General features: G+C 47.3%; 10 protein-coding genes. 9 read left to right on the top strand and 1 reads right to left on the bottom strand.

What is annotated here, in order from left to right:
• Positions 1-35 precede the first annotated feature (35 nt).
• The 7 genes from K339_RS34790 (at position 36) to K339_RS0125340 (ending at position 15,526) form a co-directional block, all read left to right on the top strand.
• Positions 36-3,485, top strand: coding sequence for a TonB-dependent receptor (locus K339_RS34790; protein ID WP_229598814.1), 3,450 nt, complete (start codon positions 36-38; stop codon positions 3,483-3,485).
• A gap of 11 nt (positions 3,486-3,496) precedes the next feature.
• Complete coding sequence (locus K339_RS0125365; protein WP_028526114.1) at positions 3,497-4,996, top strand: RagB/SusD family nutrient uptake outer membrane protein; 1,500 nt, start codon at positions 3,497-3,499, stop codon at positions 4,994-4,996.
• Between the two features lie 493 nt (positions 4,997-5,489).
• The gene (locus tag K339_RS0125360) at positions 5,490-7,847 is read left to right on the top strand and encodes a DUF1549 domain-containing protein (RefSeq protein WP_028526113.1); all 2,358 of its coding nucleotides are present in this window, start codon (positions 5,490-5,492) and stop codon (positions 7,845-7,847) included.
• A gap of 96 nt (positions 7,848-7,943) precedes the next feature.
• Complete coding sequence (locus tag K339_RS0125355) at positions 7,944-9,374, top strand: DUF1501 domain-containing protein (protein ID WP_028526112.1); 1,431 nt, start codon at positions 7,944-7,946, stop codon at positions 9,372-9,374.
• Positions 9,375-9,385: 11 nt separating this feature from the next.
• Positions 9,386-11,713: a PSD1 and planctomycete cytochrome C domain-containing protein gene (locus K339_RS0125350; RefSeq protein ID WP_028526111.1), complete on the top strand. Its 2,328-nt coding sequence runs from the start codon at positions 9,386-9,388 to the stop codon at positions 11,711-11,713.
• 162 nt (positions 11,714-11,875) lie between these two features.
• Entirely contained in the window at positions 11,876-13,330 is a 1,455-nt protein-coding gene (locus K339_RS0125345; protein WP_028526110.1) for a DUF1501 domain-containing protein, read from the top strand.
• Positions 13,331-13,480: 150 nt separating this feature from the next.
• Positions 13,481-15,526, top strand: coding sequence for a c-type cytochrome domain-containing protein (locus K339_RS0125340; RefSeq protein ID WP_310586650.1), 2,046 nt, complete (start codon positions 13,481-13,483; stop codon positions 15,524-15,526).
• A gap of 8 nt (positions 15,527-15,534) precedes the next feature.
• On the opposite strand, the gene fbp is transcribed toward K339_RS0125340, so the two are convergent.
• Complete coding sequence (gene fbp, locus K339_RS0125335) at positions 15,535-16,536, bottom strand: class 1 fructose-bisphosphatase (protein WP_028526108.1); 1,002 nt, start codon at positions 16,534-16,536, stop codon at positions 15,535-15,537.
• Positions 16,537-16,783: 247 nt separating this feature from the next.
• Here fbp and K339_RS0125330 point away from each other — a divergent pair, with 247 nt between their 5' ends.
• Both K339_RS0125330 and K339_RS0125325 read left to right on the top strand, forming a co-directional pair.
• Positions 16,784-19,504, top strand: a complete 2,721-nt coding sequence (locus tag K339_RS0125330) for a TonB-dependent receptor (protein ID WP_028526107.1) — start codon at positions 16,784-16,786, stop codon at positions 19,502-19,504.
• Positions 19,505-19,593: 89 nt separating this feature from the next.
• The gene (locus K339_RS0125325) at positions 19,594-20,349 is read left to right on the top strand and encodes a hypothetical protein (protein ID WP_028526106.1); all 756 of its coding nucleotides are present in this window, start codon (positions 19,594-19,596) and stop codon (positions 20,347-20,349) included.
• The last annotated feature ends 6 nt before the right edge of the window (positions 20,350-20,355 follow it).

Raw genomic sequence — 20,355 nt, 5'->3', positions numbered from 1 at the left:
TTGCTTTTCCAAATCACAAAAACCTTAGTAAACTAATGAAGAAAAGATTACAAATCCAAAAAAACCTGATTCGCCTTATGAAGTTCTCGCTAATACAATGCTGCATTGCGATGATTTTTGTGGGTGTCTCGCTCGCACGAGATGTAGTAGCTCAAGAATTATTGAGCCGTAAAATCAGCATTCAAATCGACAACCAAAGCATGTCCTCGGCGCTGGTTATGATTGAAAAACAGGCAAATGTCAAATTTACCTACCGTCCTAAAATTGTTGAATCAACACAAAAAATTTCGTTAAATGCCACCAACGAGCCCCTCGCTCAGTTGTTGGACAGGCTGTTTATTCCGTACAAAATCAAGTACAAAGTCATCAGTAATCAAATCATCTTGTCCAGGCTATCGGCCTCCTCTTCCACTGAACTCAACACGCCCATCGAAGAAAAAAACTTCGAGCCCAACCCGTCATTAGAAGCGCTTGCGGATATTTCGGTTTCAGGGACAGTCGTGGATGACAAAGGCGGGGCACTTCCTGGCGTAAATATCTTTATAAAAGGTACGCAGAAAGGCGCAACTACCGACGAAAACGGCAAGTTTTCGATTGCCGTGCCCAACGCACAATCCGTATTGGTATTTAGTTTTGTGGGTTACAAACCCCAAGAAGTGATTGTGGGCAACCGTTCTTCTATCAATGTCACTCTTTTGACCGACGAAAAAGCCTTGGGCGAAGTCGTAGTTGTAGGGTACGGTTCTCAACGCAAACAAGACATTACGTCGGCCATTTCGGTCATCAACATGAAAGACATCGGCGAGCAACCTGCCAACAACATGAATCAGATGATTCAGGGACGGGCAGCGGGGGTCGTTGTCAAACAAAAAAGTGGTACACCTGGCGGTGCTTTTGAAGTGCGCGTGCGGGGTATCGGCTCATTGGGTGCTGGTAGCGACCCACTGTACGTTATCGACGGATTTGCGGTGGGTACGTCGGTTGGTCAAAACCTCAACCCCAACGACATTGAAAGTATTTCTATCCTAAAAGATGCCGCCTCTACCGCGATTTATGGAGCGCGTGGCTCAAACGGGGTAGTGCTCATTACCACCAAAAATGCCAAAGAAGGCAAAGTTGACGTCAATCTTTCGCTCGATTATGGCATCCAAAACGTTCCCTCAACCCGTCGCGTAAAAATGCTTAACGGGGTAGAATTTGCCCAATTTAAGAAAGATGTATTTGAAGACGGCATCCGCTATTTTCAGAACAGGGAGCCAACACTTGAAGAAGTTCCCATTGGTTTCCGTTATCCTGAGCAAACCAAATATTCAACCGATTGGTTTGGGGCCATCATGCACAACAACGCACCTTATACCGATGCCAACTTAACTATTTCATCGGGGAAAGGGCCACTTCGCTCCATGCTTTCTGTAGGTTATTATAAAGAAGAAGGTACCATCATCAATACCAACTACGACCGTTTGTCATTGCGTAGCAATATTGGTGGTCAGGTCAACAAATTCCTCAACGTGGGCGTAAACGTCAACGGAAGTTATACCAAACAAAACATTGCCAATACCGACGGCCGTAGCGCCTTGGTGGGAGGGGCTTTGTTGATGGACCCGCGCGAACCTGTTTATAATACAGATGGCTCGCTTCGTCCGTACATTGGCGGGGTAGATGGCGTTTTTGGCTTCCCTAACCCACTGTATGTGCTGAAAAATGTGCTTCGCCGACGCAACATCGCCGACATTTTGACCAATGCCTTTGCCGAAGTTTCAATCATGAAAAACCTCAAATTTCGGACATCGGCCAACATAAAACTCAATTATAACACCTTTAAAGAATACGTACCTTCTACCATCGGTTTGTCGGTGGCATCGGGTACGGCGGGGGCTCCTCCGCGCATTGCAACCGCCCAAGAAGTGGTAGAACAATTGCAAAACTTATCTTTTGACCAGCTTCTGACGTATTCACCCCAAATTGGAAACAACCAAACCCTTGAAGCCATGGCTGGTTTTACAAGCCAACGCGAAATTTTGCGCGGAACAGCGGGTAGTGCCAACACTTTTCCTGATGATTTGGTGCAGTATTTGGGTGCAGGCTCAATCCGTGCCTCTAACTCTTACGAAAACGGTTGGTCGCTGCTTGCTTACTTTGCGCGGGTCAACTATGCTTTCAAAGACAAATACCTCTTATCAGCCTCATTTCGTCGCGAAGGAAGCTCTCGTTTTGGTGCGCAAAACAAATACGGAGACTTCCCTGCGGCTTCGGTGGGCTGGCGCTTGTCGGAAGAGTCGTTTATGCCTAAATTCTCTTGGTTGAGTGACGTAAAACTACGCGCAAGCTGGGGTGTAACGGGTAATAATAACATCGGCAACTACCCAAGTTTGGCCTTCGTGGGTGCCAACAACTATATTTTAGGCAATGCCTTTGCGGCGGGGAAAGTGATTAGCTCGTTTGCTAACTCTGGCTTAAAGTGGGAAAAATCAAACCAATTGGACATCGGTTTGGATGTTTCGACCTTCAACAACAAGCTGCTTTTCACCTTTGAGTATTATAACAAACTCACCAACGACATGTTGTTGCCAGTGTCTATCCCAGCGGTTTCGGGCTTTACAACGAGTTTGGATAATATCGGGAAAGTGCGTAACCGTGGTGTAGAAATTGGAGTGGACTTTCGCACCAGCCTTGGCGCTGTTAATTTCCGCACCAACGGTAACATCACCTTCAACCGTAGCCAAATCTTAGCCATCAAAGGCGTCAACGACATGCTTTGGTACGGTGGCTTCTACGGCGGGTACAACGTACAAAAAGTGGGTCGCCCCATCGGGATGATTTATGGCTACAAAAAAATGGGAATCTTCAATACCCAAGCAGAAATCGACGCGTGGGCAAAACAAGATGGGGTAATTCCTGGCGGGATGAAGTTTGCTGATACCAACGGCGACGGCGTGATTACCTACGATACCCAAGACATGGTAGAAATCGGCAACCCGAACCCTGCCTTCACGTGGGCATGGACAGGCGCAGCAGATTACCGCAATTTCGACTTAAACGTATTGTTTGTAGGCGCTTATGACTTTGACATTTATCGCAACATCGAAGCATCCACAATGAACATGGACGGCGTATTCAACGTGTTGGACAAAGCCAAAGACCGTTGGCGCTCGCCATCAAACCCAGGCTCTAATCCTGATGCCAAAAACTCACAAGGAGGTACCAACTACTTCAAATGGTCACGCGAGAGTAGCGAACGCTACGTCTATGACGGTACATATACGTGGTTGAAAAGTGTCACCTTGGGTTATACATTGCCTAAATTTAAGTCGGTGCTTAGTGGCGCGCGGGTCTTTGTGACCGCCAACAACTTGCTTTTGTTCTCTAAATACCCAGGCAACAACCCCGACGCTGGGGTACGCGGTGGTACTGAGCTCAACAACGACGACGAATCGTACCCTGTGCCAAGAACGTGGGCAGTAGGCGCTAAGTTTAACTTCTAATCTTCACGACAATGAAAAAAATAACTTCTTTCTGTATTCTCTTTCTTGGTTTGGTGCAATGGTCGTGTAAGGATGATTTCTTGGTAACAACTGACCCTACCCGCATCGGAACTGACATTTTTTATAAAACCCAACCGCAGTTTGAGCAAGCCCTCAACGGTGTCTATGGTCAATTGCAAGGTATTACAAGCACGGCTTACATTTTTCAGGAATTTACGTCGGACAATACCACGCTTGATTTCAACCCCCTCGACCGTGGGGGAGCGGCAGGTTGGGAAGCGTTTGAGTTTTCGACCGTCAACCCTGGGAATGGTGAAATCGCCAACTTATGGAATATCCACTACTCCGCGATGTACAACATCAATTATGCGTTGGAAAAATTAGAACCTGCGACGATTGATGCCACTGCAAAAAAAGAAATTGAAGGGCAACTCAAGTTCATCAGGGCTTACCATTATTTTAACCTAACCCGCTATTTTGGGGATGTTATTTTGGCAACCAAAACCCTCAGCAACCCCAACGAAGCGTTTGATTTGGTTCGTACTCCCCAAGCTGAAGTGTATAAGCAAATCGAAACTGACCTTAAAGACGCGGTAAATCTTCTTCCTGTTAAATATCCAGCGACGGGATTGGGCCGTGTGACCAAGGGAGCTGCTTTGAGTTTATTAGGCAAAGTTTATTTGACCCTCAAACGCTATCCAGAAGCGGTAAGCACCTTGAAACAAGTGTTGCCGTTGGGTTATTCACTTTATGCCAACTACAAAGACAACTTTGACCCTGCCAAGAAAAACGGCGTTGAGTCGGTGTTTGAGATTCAGTATCAAGGCGGTAACGACTTGGGTGAGCAAAGTAACTTTGTCTATGTGTTTGCACCACGCTTGTCGCAAGGTGCCGTGACGGGTTTTGCCAATACAGCCCCAGCGGGTCGTAATATTCCAACCAACGACATGATTGCCGCCTACGAAACGGGTGACTTACGCAAAGACATTTCGCTTCAGTTGGGCTATACCCTCAGCGGAAACTTTGTAGCGATTCCGTTTGTCAACAAATACCGTTACCCACACACCATTACGGGTCGGACAGACAACAACTGGCCTGTTCTCCGCTATTCGGATGTGTTGTTGATGTTGGCTGAGTCCATCAACGAAGCCACTGGCCCTGACGCCGAATCGTTGGGTTACCTCAATCAAGTGCGTAAACGGGCAGGATTAGGCGAATTAACGGGGTTAACAAAAGATACTTTCCGAGCAGCCGTTCTCAAAGAACGCCGCGTAGAACTAGCATTTGAAAATCAACGTTGGTTTGACCTCCAGCGCACCAAAACTCCCGCCGAATTGGCCACGTTTATGAACGCTTATGCCGCCAAAGAAAAAGCCAATCCGACCGTATCGCGTGGAGGAATTGCTTTCAACGCATTGGACTATGTGTATAGCGATTTCGAGTATTATTTCCCGATTCCAGCGCCCCAAATTTTGATTAACAGTAAGTTAACTCAAAACCCTGGTTATTAGGCAGCAGTACGTGTTAGTGGTGTCGGTTACTCTTAACCGACACCAGAGGTTTCTCAAAACCTCGTCTTGGGGTTAACGATAAAAAAAATCGACGCCATTATTCGGTTTTGAGAAACCTCATATTTCAGATTTGAGAATCTGAAAACACAGCGTGGTGGAGGTTACTATTAACCCACACCAGAGGTTTCTCAAAACCTCGTCTTGGGGCTAACGATAAAAAAATCGACTCCATCATTCGGTTTTGAGAAACCTCATATTTCAGATTTGAGAATCTGAAAACACAGCGTGGTGGAGGTTACTATTAACCCACACCAGAGGTTTCTCAAAACCTCGTCTTTCAGATTTTGAGAATCTGATACACATAGTGATTAGAATTTTGTAGTCTTTGAGTTTTTAAGTAGTACATAATTACTCCCCCACCGTATGTTGGGCAAACCCTTCATTGGTGGGGAGAGTACTCAGGTTCCACCCCCCTCTTTTCTAAATTAATATCGTGCAAGAAACAACAGAAACCTTCTGGCTTTGGCTTTTTTTAGGACGACTACACCCCTTGGTTGTCCACTTCCCAATCGGCCTACTCTGCGTGGCTTTTATATTAGAGCTTTTCGATTGGCGGCGCAAATCCAACGAGCTTCAAGCAGGCATCAAAGCCTTGGTCTGGATCGGTGCAGGTAGTGCCGTATTGGCCGCTATTTTTGGGCTATTTTTAATCAATTTTGAAGACTACGGCGGCGACACTGTGAGCCTCCACCAATGGACAGGGCTAACTACCATGGCTTTGTCACTGGCAGCAGTGTGGGCTTTGCGTGCCCAAAAACAACAGCTTTTCCGTGGACTTTTAGGCTTTACGGTGCTGGGTATTACCGTGGCGGGGCATTATGGTGCGCTGTTGACCCACGGCGAAACCTACCTTAGCGAAGTCTTACCTTTTAATAAGTCCTCAGAAAACAAACCTTCTGGCGGTACAAACTTTACGTTCGCCAACAATGGTCAACCCTTGAACGAACAGCAACTGAGCGAACTCAACGTGGAAGTACGGTCGATTTTGGCGCATAATTGCTACAGTTGCCACGGCGAAGCCAAAACCAAAGGAGAGCTTCGTCTCGATAAAAAAGAATTTATCTTTAAAGGAGGCGAACACGGCCCCATCATCGTGGCGGGGAAACCTGAAAAAAGCGAAATCATTCGCCGTATTACGCTTCCTGTAGGTCATAAAGAAGCCATGCCAACCAAAGGCAAACGCCTCTCTGAGAAAGAAGTGGCTACCTTAGAATTTTGGATCAAACAAGGTGCCCCTTGGCCCGACGGCCCCGAAAAAAGTATTTATCGCGTAGCGGAATTGGTTCCTCGTTTGCCTGCTCTCCCACCCGCTACTGCCGACGCCACGCAACCCATCGACCGCTTTGTGAATGCGTATTTTCAACAAAATAAAATTACGTGGAAAGGTGTCGTTGATGACCGCACTTATATTCGTCGGGTATATTTGGATGTGGTAGGTTTGCTACCCACGCCCGAAGCCATTAAAACCTTTGAAACCGACGCTCGCCCTAACAAACGTGAGCTTTTGGTTACGTCTTTGCTCAACCGAAATGAAGATTATGCCCAACATTGGCTGACGTTTTGGAACGATGCCCTTCGCAACGATTATTCAGGAACGGGGTACATCACAGGTGGGCGTTTTGATATAACCAAATGGCTGTATGCTTCGCTAAAAAGCAATAAACCTTATAATCAGTTTGTCAAAGAACTCATCAGCCCAACCAAAGAATCGGAAGGATTTATCAAAGGAATCAAATGGCGCGGAACAATTAACGCAAGCCAGCGAACCGAAATGCAAGCAGCCCAAAACGTAGCTCAGGTGTTTTTGGGACTTAACCTCAAATGCGCCTCCTGCCACGACAGCTTTATTAGCGACTGGAAACTGGAAGATGCCTACGCTTTTGCCAATATTTTTGCCGATTCTACCCTCGAAATCCACCGTTGCGACAAGCCTACGGGCAAAATGGCAGGGCGTCGGTTGTTGTTCAAAGAGCTAGGCGAAATCAAAGAATCACCCGTTACGGCGGAGCGTTTGAAAGAACTTGCCGACTTTTTGGTACAACCCAAAGACGGCCGTTTGTACCGTACGTTGGTCAATCGGGTGTGGGCACAGTTGATGGGTCGTGGTATTGTGGAGCCCGTTGATATGATGGATAACGCTCCTTGGAGTCAAGATTTATTGGACTATCTCGCCTACGATTTTGACCAAAATGGCCACGACATCAAAAAACTTTTGTACAACATCTTGACCTCCAAAACCTACCAACTCCCTTCCATTGGAATAAAAGATGCAGGTTTGCTTACGTCAAACGATTTTGTTTTTCAGGGGATGGTTCGTCGTCGGATGAGTGCCGAACAGTTTGCGGATGCCATCAGCGTAGCTTTTAATCCAATGTATGCCGATTCGGTAATGGCGTTAAAACGCTTACCCGAAACCATTAAATCGGAGATACCTTTCCCCCGGGCTTCGTTGGTAATCAACGATCCTTTTATGACGGCTTTAGGTCGCCCCAACCGCGAAACTGTAAGTACCAGCCGAAATTCGCAAGCCAATTTGCTGCAAGCATTGGAATTGACCAACGGTACCAAATTTAACTCCACCCTCAAAAATGGTGCGATAAAATGGCAGGCAAAGTACCCAACTTCTGATTTGTTGGTAAAAGAATTATATCGAAAATCACTGGGCCGAGAACCTCAGCCCAAGGAGTTGAGCGTCGCGCAAAAAATCGTTGGTACAAAACCGAGCGTAGAAGGGATTCAAGATTTGGTCTGGGCCATTGCTTTACATCCTGAATTTCAGTTAATTTATTGATGGATAGAGCCCCGTCCTTGGTCGGTAAGACAGGAAACAGCCCCCTCCTTTCGTCGGGGTGACAAAGAACCGAAAATTCAAAACAGGAAACAGAAAATGACAAATAGATGGAATAGAAGGGAGTTTCTCCAAAAAACAAGTGCCGCGACCTTAGCAGCCATGGCCGCAAGCGCGCCCCTCCCTAGTTTATTATCGGGCTGTACCAAGAAAATAGGCCAAACCAACGGCACTGCCGATACCGTCATTCTACTGTGGATGGCGGGCGGAATGGCGCATACCGAGACTTTTGACCCCAAAAGATATACTCCTTTTGAAAAAGGTATGGAGGGCAATCGGGTGTTGAGTACTTTTAAATCACACCCAACAGTACTCGACGGCATTCATTTTTCGGAAGGGTTGCAATCTATTGGTAAAGTGATGGACAAAGGCACCCTGATTAGGTCGTACGTCGCGGCCGACTTGGGGCATATCTTGCACTCTCGTCACCAATACAACTGGCACACCTGTTACGAACCCCCACAAACGGTGGCAGCACCGCACATTGGGGCTTGGATTGCCAAAGAACTAGGCCCCAAAAACCCCGTCATTCCTGCCTTTATTGACATTGGTCAACGTTTTACCGTAGGTGAAGCCGAAGAGTTAAAGGCATTTCATACCGCAGGATTTTTGGGCAACGAATACGGGCCATTCTTTATTCCTGACCCCAGCCAAGGGTTAGAAAGTGTTCGTCCGCCCGTCGGGATGGATGCCAAACGTTTTGAGCGTCGGAATCAGTTGTACAACGACCTTATTAGCAACAGCGCTTTTGGCGAATTTGGCAGCGACTACCAAAAAGAATCGCTTCGTCGGTCGATGGAACAGGCTTATATGTTGCTCAATTCGCCTGAGTCCAAAGCCTTCAATCTCAGCACAGAACCCAAAGAAAGCTTTGACATTTACAACACTGGGCGGTTTGGATTGGGTTGCTTGTTGGCGCGCCGATTAACCGAGCAAGGCGCTCGCTTCATCAGCGTGACAACTGAGTACGAGCCGTTTTTTGGCTGGGATACCCACGAAAATGGCCATACGCGTTTGGTGGATATGAAAAAGATGATTGATGGCCCTATCGCACAGTTGATTACAGACCTCGACAAATCGGGTCACCTCGACCGTACGCTCATCATTTTGGCCAGCGAATTTAGCCGCGACATGATGGTGGAAGGCCGCCCCGATGCGAAGGTGCAAGAGCAGGTCAATCAACCCGAGATTTTGTCGGATATGAAGTTCTACGGAATGCACCGCCACTTTACGGACGGCTGCTCGGTGTTGATGTTTGGAGGAGGAATCAAACGCGGGTTTGCCTACGGAAAAACCGCCGATGAGCGCCCTTGCAAAACCATTGAAAATCCTATCAAAATTGACGGTCTCCACCAAACGATTTACCACGCACTTGGTATTTCTCCTGATACTCAATACGAAATTGAAAAGCGTCCGTTCTACACTACCCCCGACGGAAAAGGAAAAGCTGTAATGGATTTGTTTGCGTAATGTGTTTCCGTATGAAAAAAGAAACGTTTTTCTTGACCTTCGTGGTGGCTGGTATGCTTACGTACCTGCAAGCCTGCAAGGGTAGTTCGACTCCCACTGAGGAAGAACTACCCGATGAGATAAGCTACAACTTTGACATTCGGCCTATTCTCTCCGACAAGTGTTTGGCCTGCCACGGCCCCGACGCCAACAAACGCCAAGCAGGACTTCGTCTGGACGATCCCGTAAGTGCTTTTGCCGCGTTGAAGGAAAACCCATCGGCCCACGCACTTGTGGCAGGAAAGCCCAATAAGTCAGAAGTATTTTTGCGGATTACCACCAAAGATACTGCCAAGATGATGCCGCCGAAGGAGTCAAATTTGACACTCAGTCCTCGCGAAGTTTCTCTCATCGAACGCTGGATTGAACAAGGCGCTAAGTACGAAAAACACTGGGCGTTTGTGGCTCCCAAAAAAGCCGTACTCCCCGAGGTGGACAATGAAAAATGGGTCAAAAACGAAATTGATTACTTTGTTCTCCAAAAACAAGAACAAAAAGGGCTGACACCCAACGACGAAGCCGACAAGGAACGCTTGTTGAAACGCGTTAGTCTTGATTTAGTGGGCCTTCCTCCTACCCTAAAAATGATGGAGGGTTTCTTAGCCGACAACAGTCCCAACGCCTACGAAAAAGTGGTGGACGAGTTGTTAAAAAACCCTTCTTACGGCGAAAAAATGGCCATTTATTGGCTCGATTTAGCCCGCTACGCCGATTCGCACGGCTACCAAGACGACGGCTACCGCACCCAATGGCCTTGGCGTGACTGGGTGATTCATGCGCTGAATAAAAACATGCCTTACGACCAGTTTGTCACGTGGCAGCTCGCGGGTGATTTTCTCCCAAGTTCCGCCAACGACCCTGAAAACAAAGAGCATTTACTGGCAACGGGTTTTAACCGCAACCACAAAATCACGGAAGAAGGCGGGGTGATTCCTGAAGAATATCGGATTAGCTACGTCACCGATCGAAATGATTTGTTTGGGAAAGCATTTTTAGGACTTACGATGGAATGCGCCCATTGCCACGACCATAAGTACGACCCTTTTTCCCAAAAAGATTATTACCAGTTGTTTGCCTTTTTTAATAACGTCAACGAGGTGGGTATCGAATCGGTGATTGGAGGTCCCGAAACTTACGCCAAAAAACCATTGATGCAAATCAGCAATCAAGACGTTAAAAGCATCCTGAAATTTATTAACAAACCCGATACCAACGGGCTGATTGTATCGGTAATGACGGACTTGGACACGGTACGAAAAACCCACATTTTGCGGCGGGGATCCTACGATGCCCCAGGCGACGTGGTAGAGCCAAATGCGCCCAATATCATTTTGCCTTTTAACAAAAATTACCCCAAAAACCGCCTTGGGTTAGCCAAATGGCTATTCGATAAAAAGAATCCACTGACGGCTCGGGTGTTTGTCAACCAAATCTGGCAAGAGTTTTTTGGAAAAGGTATCGTAAAAACAACGGGGGATTTTGGAATGCAGGGCGAACTGCCCTCCAACCCTGCCCTACTCGATTGGTTGGCGGTGGATTTGATGGAACATAATTGGAACATCAAACGCCTCGTCAAACAGATCGTCATGTCGGCTACCTATCGCCAATCGGCCGTGGTTTCTCCTGAAAAATTGGCCGCAGACCCCGACAATATTTATCTTGCGCGCGCACCCCGCTATCGGATTCATGCCGAGTTTGTGCGGGACGTTGTTTTATCTAGCAGCGGTTTGTTGGTTCGCACCATCGGTGGACCGAGCGTGAAACCTTACCAGCCGCCTGGGCTGTGGGAAGGAGCGACGTCGGGCCGTGGGCTGCTGTCGATGTATGTGCAAGACCATGGCAATCAGCTTTATCGTAGAGGTATGTACACCTTGATAAAACGCACTGTTCCTCCTCCGATGCTAACCATTTTTGATGCCAGTACCCGCGACATGTGCGAAGTGAAGCGATTGAGAACCAACACGCCGCTTCAAGCCCTCATCATGCTCAACGACCCCACGGTGTTGGAAGCTTCACGGGTATTGGCCGCCAAACTTTTGGAAGAAAAATCGGTCACCAAAGAGAAAATCACCAAGGCTTTCCGCCTCATCGTGTGCCGCAAACCTACGGACAAGGAAGTCGAAATTTTGGAAAGTTATTACCAAAAAGAGCTTAAAAAACTCAACCCAACACGGGCAGAAAAGGCGCTTGCCGTCGGCGAATATCCTATTCCTGTACAGATGGACAAAGTGCAATTGGCGGCATTGATGCGGATTGTGAATACCATTTACAATTTGGAAGAAACATTGATGAAGACGTAAATATCATTTTTGGCTCACAGAACGACACAGATGAAATACACACAGAAATGCACAAAATCAGTCTTCTGAGTCAATCTGCGGTTTTAAATCAGCGCTTTCTGCGGGTAAAAAAAGCGAATAAAGTAACCTGTTTGAACTTATTCTTTGAGATTCATGAGCAAAATTGATAAACAAATCCTTGAACATGGCCTGACCTTCAATCGCCGCCGCTTTTTGTCCACCATGAGTTTGGGGCTAGGAAGCGTGGCGCTAGGTTCGTTGATGATTCCTAATTTATTGAACGGCGGCGACCAAGACGGGGCAAATTTTGTTCCAGGCATTCCTCACTTTGCCCCCAAAGCCAAGCGGGTCATTTATTTGTTTCAGAACGGAGCTCCTTCCCAAATGGAAACGTTTGATTACAAGCCCAAACTCCGCGAAATGGTGGGACAGGAATTACCGCCTTCGGTACGAGGTATGCAGCGACTGACGGGTATGACGGCCAACCAAGCATCGTTTCCGTTGGCAGGCTCATTCACCAACTTTAAACAATACGGCCAATCGGGCGCGTGGATAAGTGACTTATTGCCCTATACTTCCAAAATCGTCGATGACCTTTGTATCGTGCGTTCGATGTACACCGAAGCCATCAACCACGACCCTGCGCTGACCTTTTTGCAAACAGGCTCGCAGCAAGGAAATCGCCCGAGTATGGGGGCTTGGTTGAGTTATGGATTGGGCAACGAAAACAAAAATTTACCCGATTTTGCGGTGTTGCTCTCACGCGGAATTGGCAACGGACAAGGGGTCTATTCCAAACTTTGGACCAACGGCTTTTTGGATTCTATTCACCAAGGAGTTCAATTTAGTAAAGGTGAAGACCCCGTTTTGTACTTGCGCGACCCTGAAGGCATGAACCGCGAAGAACGTCGGGATATGTTAGACAATTTAGCATCACTCAACGACCTGTCTTACAAGGAGTTTGGCGACCCCGAAATCACCGCCAAAATCAAACAATACGAAATGGCCTATCGGATGCAAACGGCCGTGCCCGAAGTAATGGACGTATCCAAAGAACCCGACGATGTGGTCAAACTCTACGGCCCCGATTGCTTGGTTCCAGGTACGTATGCGGCCAATTGCTTGTTAGCCAGAAAATTGTCCGAAAACGGCGTTCGTTTTGTGCAATTGTACCACCAAGGTTGGGACCAGCACGGTAACCTTCCTTTTGAAATAACCAGCCAAGCCAAAGACGTGGACCAAGCCTCCGCGGCTTTGGTAACCGACCTCAAGCAGCGGGGTTTGCTCGACGAAACCCTTGTCATTTGGGGTGGAGAGTTTGGCCGCACAAGCTACAGCCAAGGCAAACTGACGGCTGACAATTATGGCCGCGACCACCACCCTCGTTGCTTTAGTATTTGGATGGCAGGAGGTGGCATCAAGCCTGGCACCGTTTATGGTGAAACCGACGAGCTGGGATACAACATTAGCCGTAACCCCGTTCACGTACACGATTTTCACGCCACGGTACTGCACCTTCTTGGTCTTAATCACGAACAACTGACCTTCAAACATCTGGGTCGCCGCTACCGCCTCACCGACGTGGCAGGCAGAGTAGTGCGCGACATTATCAGCTAATCATTCAAGCAATTTCACACAAGTAGCATGGGCAATAAGGTCAAAGGCATAGCAGAGCAATTATTGATTGTTGCGAATATTTTCATTTTATTCTTACTTTTTTTTGAGAGCCAATGGGTTGTTCCCCTCTGGATTCAGCCCATTGGGAGAATGCACCCACTGCTTTTGCACTTTCCGATTGTCCTACTGTTGTTGGCGCTTGGAATGGAAGTGTTTCGGTTTAAAACCGAAAACTCCGCCAATGATTTTTATGAAAAATTTCTGTCGTCGTTTTGGTTAGCGGGTACATTTACGGCCGCAATCACCGTCGTTATGGGGCTGTTTTTGGCCAAAGAAGATGGATACGCAGGAAACACACTTACTACACATAAATGGCTGGGAATAGGCACGTTGTGGGCGGGTACGGCTATTTATTTTTTCCGTAAAGCACCTTGGTACACCCCTACCCTTGCCCGTATTGGTGCGGCTTCGGTGGCCATTGCGCTGCTGGTTGGTGGGCATTACGGAGCAACCCTCACCCACGGCGAAAACTTTGTTTCAGAACCACTCACGCGCAACGAAAGCGTGCCGTTGGACAAAGCCTTGGTATTTGACCATGTCATTCGGCCTATTTTAGAACAAAAATGTGTGAGTTGCCATAATCCTGAAAAATTGAAAGGTGAGTTATCGCTGGTCAACGAAGCTGCGCTTTTGAAAGGCGGTAAATCGGGAAAACTCTTTGTGGCTGGCAAACCTGAAATAAGTTTGTTGCTCCAGCGCATTCATTTACCCAACGATGACAAAAAGCACATGCCTCCCGTGGGCAAAGCCCAGTTGACCGATTCGGAACAACTCTTGTTGGCGCTTTGGATAAAATCAAACGCCGTATTTAACAAAAAAGTAATCGACCTCCCCGCGCGGGACTCTTTGCGCTTGGTAGCGGCCAATCTCTTTCAAACCACCGAAACGCCCGAAGACAAGTTTGATTTTGGGGCGGCCGACGACGAAACCATCAAAAAGTTGAGCAACAACGACCGTACCATTGCGCCGCTGTCGCTTTCATCCCCTGCGCTATCGGTCAATTTGTACAACAAAGCCGCCTATTCTCCCGAAAAAATCCAAGAATTGAGCGAGCTTAAAACCCAAGTGGTTTCCCTCAACCTGAACAAATTACCCGTCAAAGATGGCGACCTAAAAGCGGTCACTCAGTTTGAAAATTTGCAAAAGTTAGACTTAAACTTTACTGACATTTCGGGCAAAGGGCTTTCAAAACTAACTGGTTTAAAGCAGCTTAAAACCTTGAACATCTCAGGAACTAAAATTACGTTGGCAGAACTTCAAGCGTCGATTGTGAAACTAAAAAGCCTCAAAAGTATGTCGGTTTGGAATACGGGCTTGACGCCTACTGAAGTTCAACAATTACAGAAAATGTACAAAAACATTGAATTTATTGCTGGTTTTAAAGACGACGGCAGTAACCCCATCAAGTTGAACACCCCGCAAGTCAAAAACAGCTCAATGGTGTTTAATCAGCAACTTTCGGTGAAACTGCACCACCCCATCCGAGGCGTAGAAATCCGTTACACCACCGACGGAACGGCGCCTGATAGCCTTCATTCGCCACTTTTCACCAACCAAACGGTGTTAAAAAACAGCACAAAAATCCGCGCAAAAGCGTTTAAAAAAGGCTGGTTTGGCAGCGATGAAGTGGTTTTTGATTTTTACAAAAACACCTACCAACCCGACAGCATCAGCTTGTTATTTCCCCTCAACCGAGTCCACCAAGCAGCGGGTGCTAAGTCTTATTTTGACGGGATTTTAGGAACATTCAATGCCAATAGCCCCGCTTGGGCCAACAATTGGACGGGAGTTCGGAACAACGATTTGGCGGTGTATTCGGAGTTTAAAAAACCCATTTTGCTCTCGTCCGTAGGGTTGCGTATTATGGAAGAAACCGAAACAGGTATTTTTCCCCCCGAATCAATTGAAGTGTGGGGCGGCACTAGCCCCACCCAACTGAAACTCATCGGTAAATTAAAACCGACGATGCCAACGCAAGTCAGAACGCATTCTTTATTGAGTGTTACTTGTCCAGTAAAACCCCAAAACATTACCTATCTAAAAATTGTAGCCAAGCCCCTGCAAAAAATCCCCGATTGGCACGGAAGCAAGGGACGTACTGCGTTGCTGTTGGTTGATGAACTGCTTTTGAATTAAATAGCTTTCTATTTCAGCAGCCCCAACAATTCCTTTACCATCGTTTCGGCGCCGATATAGAGCGGTACGCGTTGATGAAGAGAATCAGGCTTGATATCAAGCACGCGCTGCGAGCCGTCGGAGGCTTTGGCACCTGCTTGTTCGGCAATCATCGCCAAGGGGTAACATTCGTACAAAAGGCGAAGTTTTCCGCTGGCATCTTTGTGCGTAGGCGGGTAGAGATACACGCCACCTTTGAGCAAATTCCGATGAAAATCAGCCACTAACGACCCAATATAACGCGACGAATAACCTCGGTCACGGCAGTGGTTGAGGTACGTTTTAATCGGTTCGGCGTACTGATTGTAATTCCCTTCGTTGTACGAAAAAATCTTTCCGTCTTTGGGGCTTTTGATGTTTTGGTGCGACAAAATAAATTCTCCCAACGACGAATCATACGTAAAACCTGCGACGCCATTGCCCGTCGTATATACCAAAATGGTGGACGAACCGTACAAAATATAACCTGCCGCCACTTGTTCTTCGCCACCCTGCATAAAATCTTCCAACGAAGGCTGAGTCCCCAGCGGCGTTATGCGGCGGTAAATGGAGAAAATTGTACCAATAGACACGTTGACGTCGATATTCGACGAGCCATCAAGCGGATCCATCGCCACCACGTATTTGGCGTTGTTGTTGCCCGTATAAATGATGCCATCATCTTCTTCCGAAATAATGGCGCATACTTCTCCGCCATTGATGAGCGCACGGATAAAACGAATGTTAGCAACAACGTCGAGTTTTTGTTGAGCTTCCCCTTGAACGTTGTTCGTCCCGAAGCCCCCCGTAATGTCAATCAATCCCGCACGATTGATTTCGCGGTTAATAATTTTTCCTGCCAAAGCAATGTCTCGAAGAAGTTGAGAAAGCTCTCCCGTAGCAAAAGCGAAGGAATTTTGGTTGTGCATGATGTAACGATCGAGCGTCACACCCACAGGCACGGCGAGGTGGTGATCCATCTTGGTTTCCATTCTAAACTGATGTGTAAATTTTTGGTAAAATAGAGATTAACAAAGCTAAACCCGAACTTTGTAAAATACAATACTTCAAGTACTTTTTAAATCTATTTCTTTGTTTTTTTATAAACTCACGTTGTATTAAAGAAATATTTTATTGAAGACAAAAAGTGAAATTTTGAGGAGAAATTTTAAGCGTTTTTGCTCAATCATAAATGTTTGTCTCTAAGTTTGCAGCAAACTATCCCACGAAAAACGAAAAATGAAACAATTTTTCACTCCCATTTTACTAAGTTTAAGTGCCATTAAATTTTCGTTTGCGCAAGTCCCAACCAAGAAAAAAAACCTCGAATTAGACACTCTTTATTTAAAAGAGGTGATTGTATCGGCCTCCCGCACCGCCGAGCCGCTCATGGAAACCCCCGTTTCGGTCGAACGCCTCACTGCTGCTCAACTCAAACGTCTGCCTTCCACCGAATTTATTTCCTCGCTCGCCCGCCTCAAAGGCATTGACGTAAGCCAATCGAGCTGGCTAATCACCAGTTTTAGTACCCGTGGTTTCAACAGTTCAAAAGCCGAACGCGTCGTTCAACTCGCCGACTACGTCGATGTAGCGTCTCCAACGGCCTCGCTTTACTACGGAAACTGGGTAGGTGTTTCTGAACTAGACATGGAAAGTGTGGACGTGGTATTTGGTGCCAATTCCGCTTTGTACGGTTCCAATGCCTTCAACGGCGTACTGCTCATGCACTCCAAAGACCCGTTCAAATACCAAGGACTTTCGGCTTCGTTGCGAGGCGGGAATCGCAGCATGATTGACGGCCAACTCCGCTACGCCAAAGTGTTTGGTGACCGTTTTGCGTTTAAAATCAGTGCCAACTACTTTGAAGCCGACGAATTTTTGGCTTCCAACAGCGCCGCCATCAAACGCGTCACTTCGGGTGGTTTGGCAGGTTCTGACCCTCTAAACAACGCCGAAGGAAGCAACTCAGGCTGGAACGCCATCAACCGTTACGGAGAGGTTGGCAGCACCATCACCACGCCAGCACTCACGGCTTTGAACAATAATCAAAGCTACCGCATTTACACAAGAGGCTACACCGAAGCCGAAATGGCCAACTGGCCCGAGTCGTCGGGGAATCCGTTTAAATTGTTCAATAATGGCAATTACAAAGCAGGAAATTACCGCATCAACCCGTCGTTTCATTGGCAAATTACCCCCAAACTTCGCGCGGTTTATGAATATCGGTTGTCGGTCAGCAACGGTATTTTTCAAAGTACCAGTCGCTACGCCCAGCGCGGCATGAAATACGACGTGCATCGGGTCGAACTTAAAACCGACAAATGGTTTTTGCGGGCTTACACGGTATTCGATTACGGCGGCAAAGCTTACGACTTGGGTTCGTTGGCCAGCGGTTTGATGAACGCTCCCATGGCCGCAGGCAACCAGCCCAGCGGCACACGTTATCCTACTTTTGCCCAAAACTATTTTTCGGTTTGGAACCAAGTCTTTACCGCTGCACGTAGCAATGGCCTAGCAGCGGGCACAGCCTTAAACGCCTTTGCTCCAAATTCGGCGGGAGGAACGCCAAATCCGTACGTTCTTTCTCAGTCAATTGCTGGAAACCAAAGCATAGAAGCTGCTCAAGCCTTGGCCACCCAACTCGCTGCGGGTGCCCAATTACCCGTTGGAAGCCCGCTTTTCCAGCAACTTAGAGAGCAAGTGGTGGCAGGAATTGGTTTGATTGACGTCAACGGCACCAAAACGGTACGGGGGGCGGCTTTTGCCAACACCGCTCGTTTTTGGGATATTAGCGGCCAACGCGAATGGAACATTGGCAAACTCAACGCCATCGCTGGGGCATCGTACCGTACCCATTTGTTGCAATCGGCAGGAACGTTGTTTTCCGACGGACCTAATTCGCCCATTGCCGCCAATACCAACGAAGTTCAATACCGCGACCGCATCGTGAACTGGGACGGAGGAGCCTACGGACAGCTTCGTTATAGCCTGTGGAAAAATCGCTTGAAACTAGCCGCCGCAGGACGTTTTGACCAATTCCGCAATTTTGGTGGTCGTTTTTCACCGCGCCTTTCGGCCGTACTTTCGCTGGGTGACAACCGCCAACATAATTTCCGCGTCAACTACGCCCAAGCATTTCGCCAGCCTGCTCAGTTAGACCAATTTATTTACCTCGATTTTGGCACATTGTTGGTGGCAGGAAACGTCACAAACGGCTACCAAGGTTTGAATGCTGTTTCAGCCTTGCCCAATGGACAAGCAAATCCTGATTTCTTGAAACCCATCACGCTCAAGAAAATTGCTCCTGAGCAGATGAATACGTGGGAAATTGGCTATAAAGGTCAGATTGCCAAAGGCTTGTACGTGGACGCGAGTTATTACCGTTCGGTTTACAACAATTTTATTGGAACCCTGCGTTTTTACGGTCGGGAAGATGGGCTGGCTCCAACGGGCGTTCCACTGCCTTCGGCCACGGGTGATTTTGCCAAACCTACCACCGACCGTACCCGTGGGCGTTTGATGCAAACCTGGGCCAATGCCGATAAAGAAGTGCATACGCAAGGAGCCATCGTGAGTCTTGAGTATTTCTTCTCCAAAAAATTAAACATCAACACCAACTACACTTGGTCGAATATCAACGAAAACGATGTACCAGGCTTGATTTTAGGATTTAATACCCCTACGCACAAATTCAACGTAGGCGTGCAAGGAGAGCCTTTGAAAAACGTTTCGTACGCATTTAACTACCGCCACACCAGCGGATACACTTATTTTATGCCCGTTGATGAGGGTTATATCCAAGCTTTTGGAACGTTGGACGGACAAGTGAGTTACCGTTTACCAAAAATCAAAAGTGCCCTTCGCCTCGGTGGCACCAATTTACTGAACACCAACGCCGTGCAAGTGTATGGAGCAGCGCCCATCGGCCGTATTGTATATGTAGGCTGGGTGTTTGAGTAATTTTCCCCATTCACTTGAAAGACGAGCGAGTTTTGCGATATTTATATCCTAGAACTCGCTCTTTTTATTCACACTAACCACTGCCGTCTATGGAATCGTACGTAGCCCGCTGGGCCTCTCAACACGCTCGGCCAGCCATGCTGGCCATTGTACTCTGTGAACTAACCAATGTTTGTATTGGAATTGCGGTTGGTAGTGCCTTATTGGCGGGGCTATTACCTTTACAACTGTCGGTGCTCATCGGAAGTGCTTTTGTGGTTCGAACTTTGATTTTACAGTATCAAAAAACGGAATTTCAGCACCTTCGTTCAACCACTCGCTTTTTGTTTCAAAAGCGAATTTTTGTTAGCCTTTTTTGTCTCAATTTGTGGATTTATACCTTGGGTGGCGCTGTACTAGGCAGCATGGTGCAGTCACCCCAACCCACTTCCAGCCTCCACAGCAGTATGACGGTGGTAACAAGCGAGCAGCGTCCCAATTTTTCAAAAAAACTATCTCCAAAAGAAGAAGATAGAAAAGCAAAATCATCGAACGAGGGGTTGTTGCGTCTGGGCTATATTTTGCTTTTTGTGGCGGGTGTGGCGCTTGCTTATATAAGTGCAATCCTTGCCTGTAATCTTGCTTGTGCGGGTATTGGTTGGGCAGCAGTAGCGGTGCTATTGTTGGGTTTAGGCATTTTGGCGGGCGGTTTTTATTTCTTAGGACGGGCTATTGACAAACACATGAAACCCTTCAAAGAAATGACACCTGACGAGCGAAAACGAGAAAAACGGCGGTATTGGCGCACGGCCTTAGGGACTGTTTTAGCAACCGCTTTTTTAATGTTGATTTCCGCGCTTTCATAAAGTTAA

It is taken from the genome of Runella limosa DSM 17973 (assembly GCF_000482465.1).
Classification (GTDB): domain Bacteria; phylum Bacteroidota; class Bacteroidia; order Cytophagales; family Spirosomataceae; genus Runella; species Runella limosa.
The sequence above is the reverse complement of the archived record's forward strand: the minus strand, read 5'-3'. Positions and strand labels throughout refer to the sequence as shown.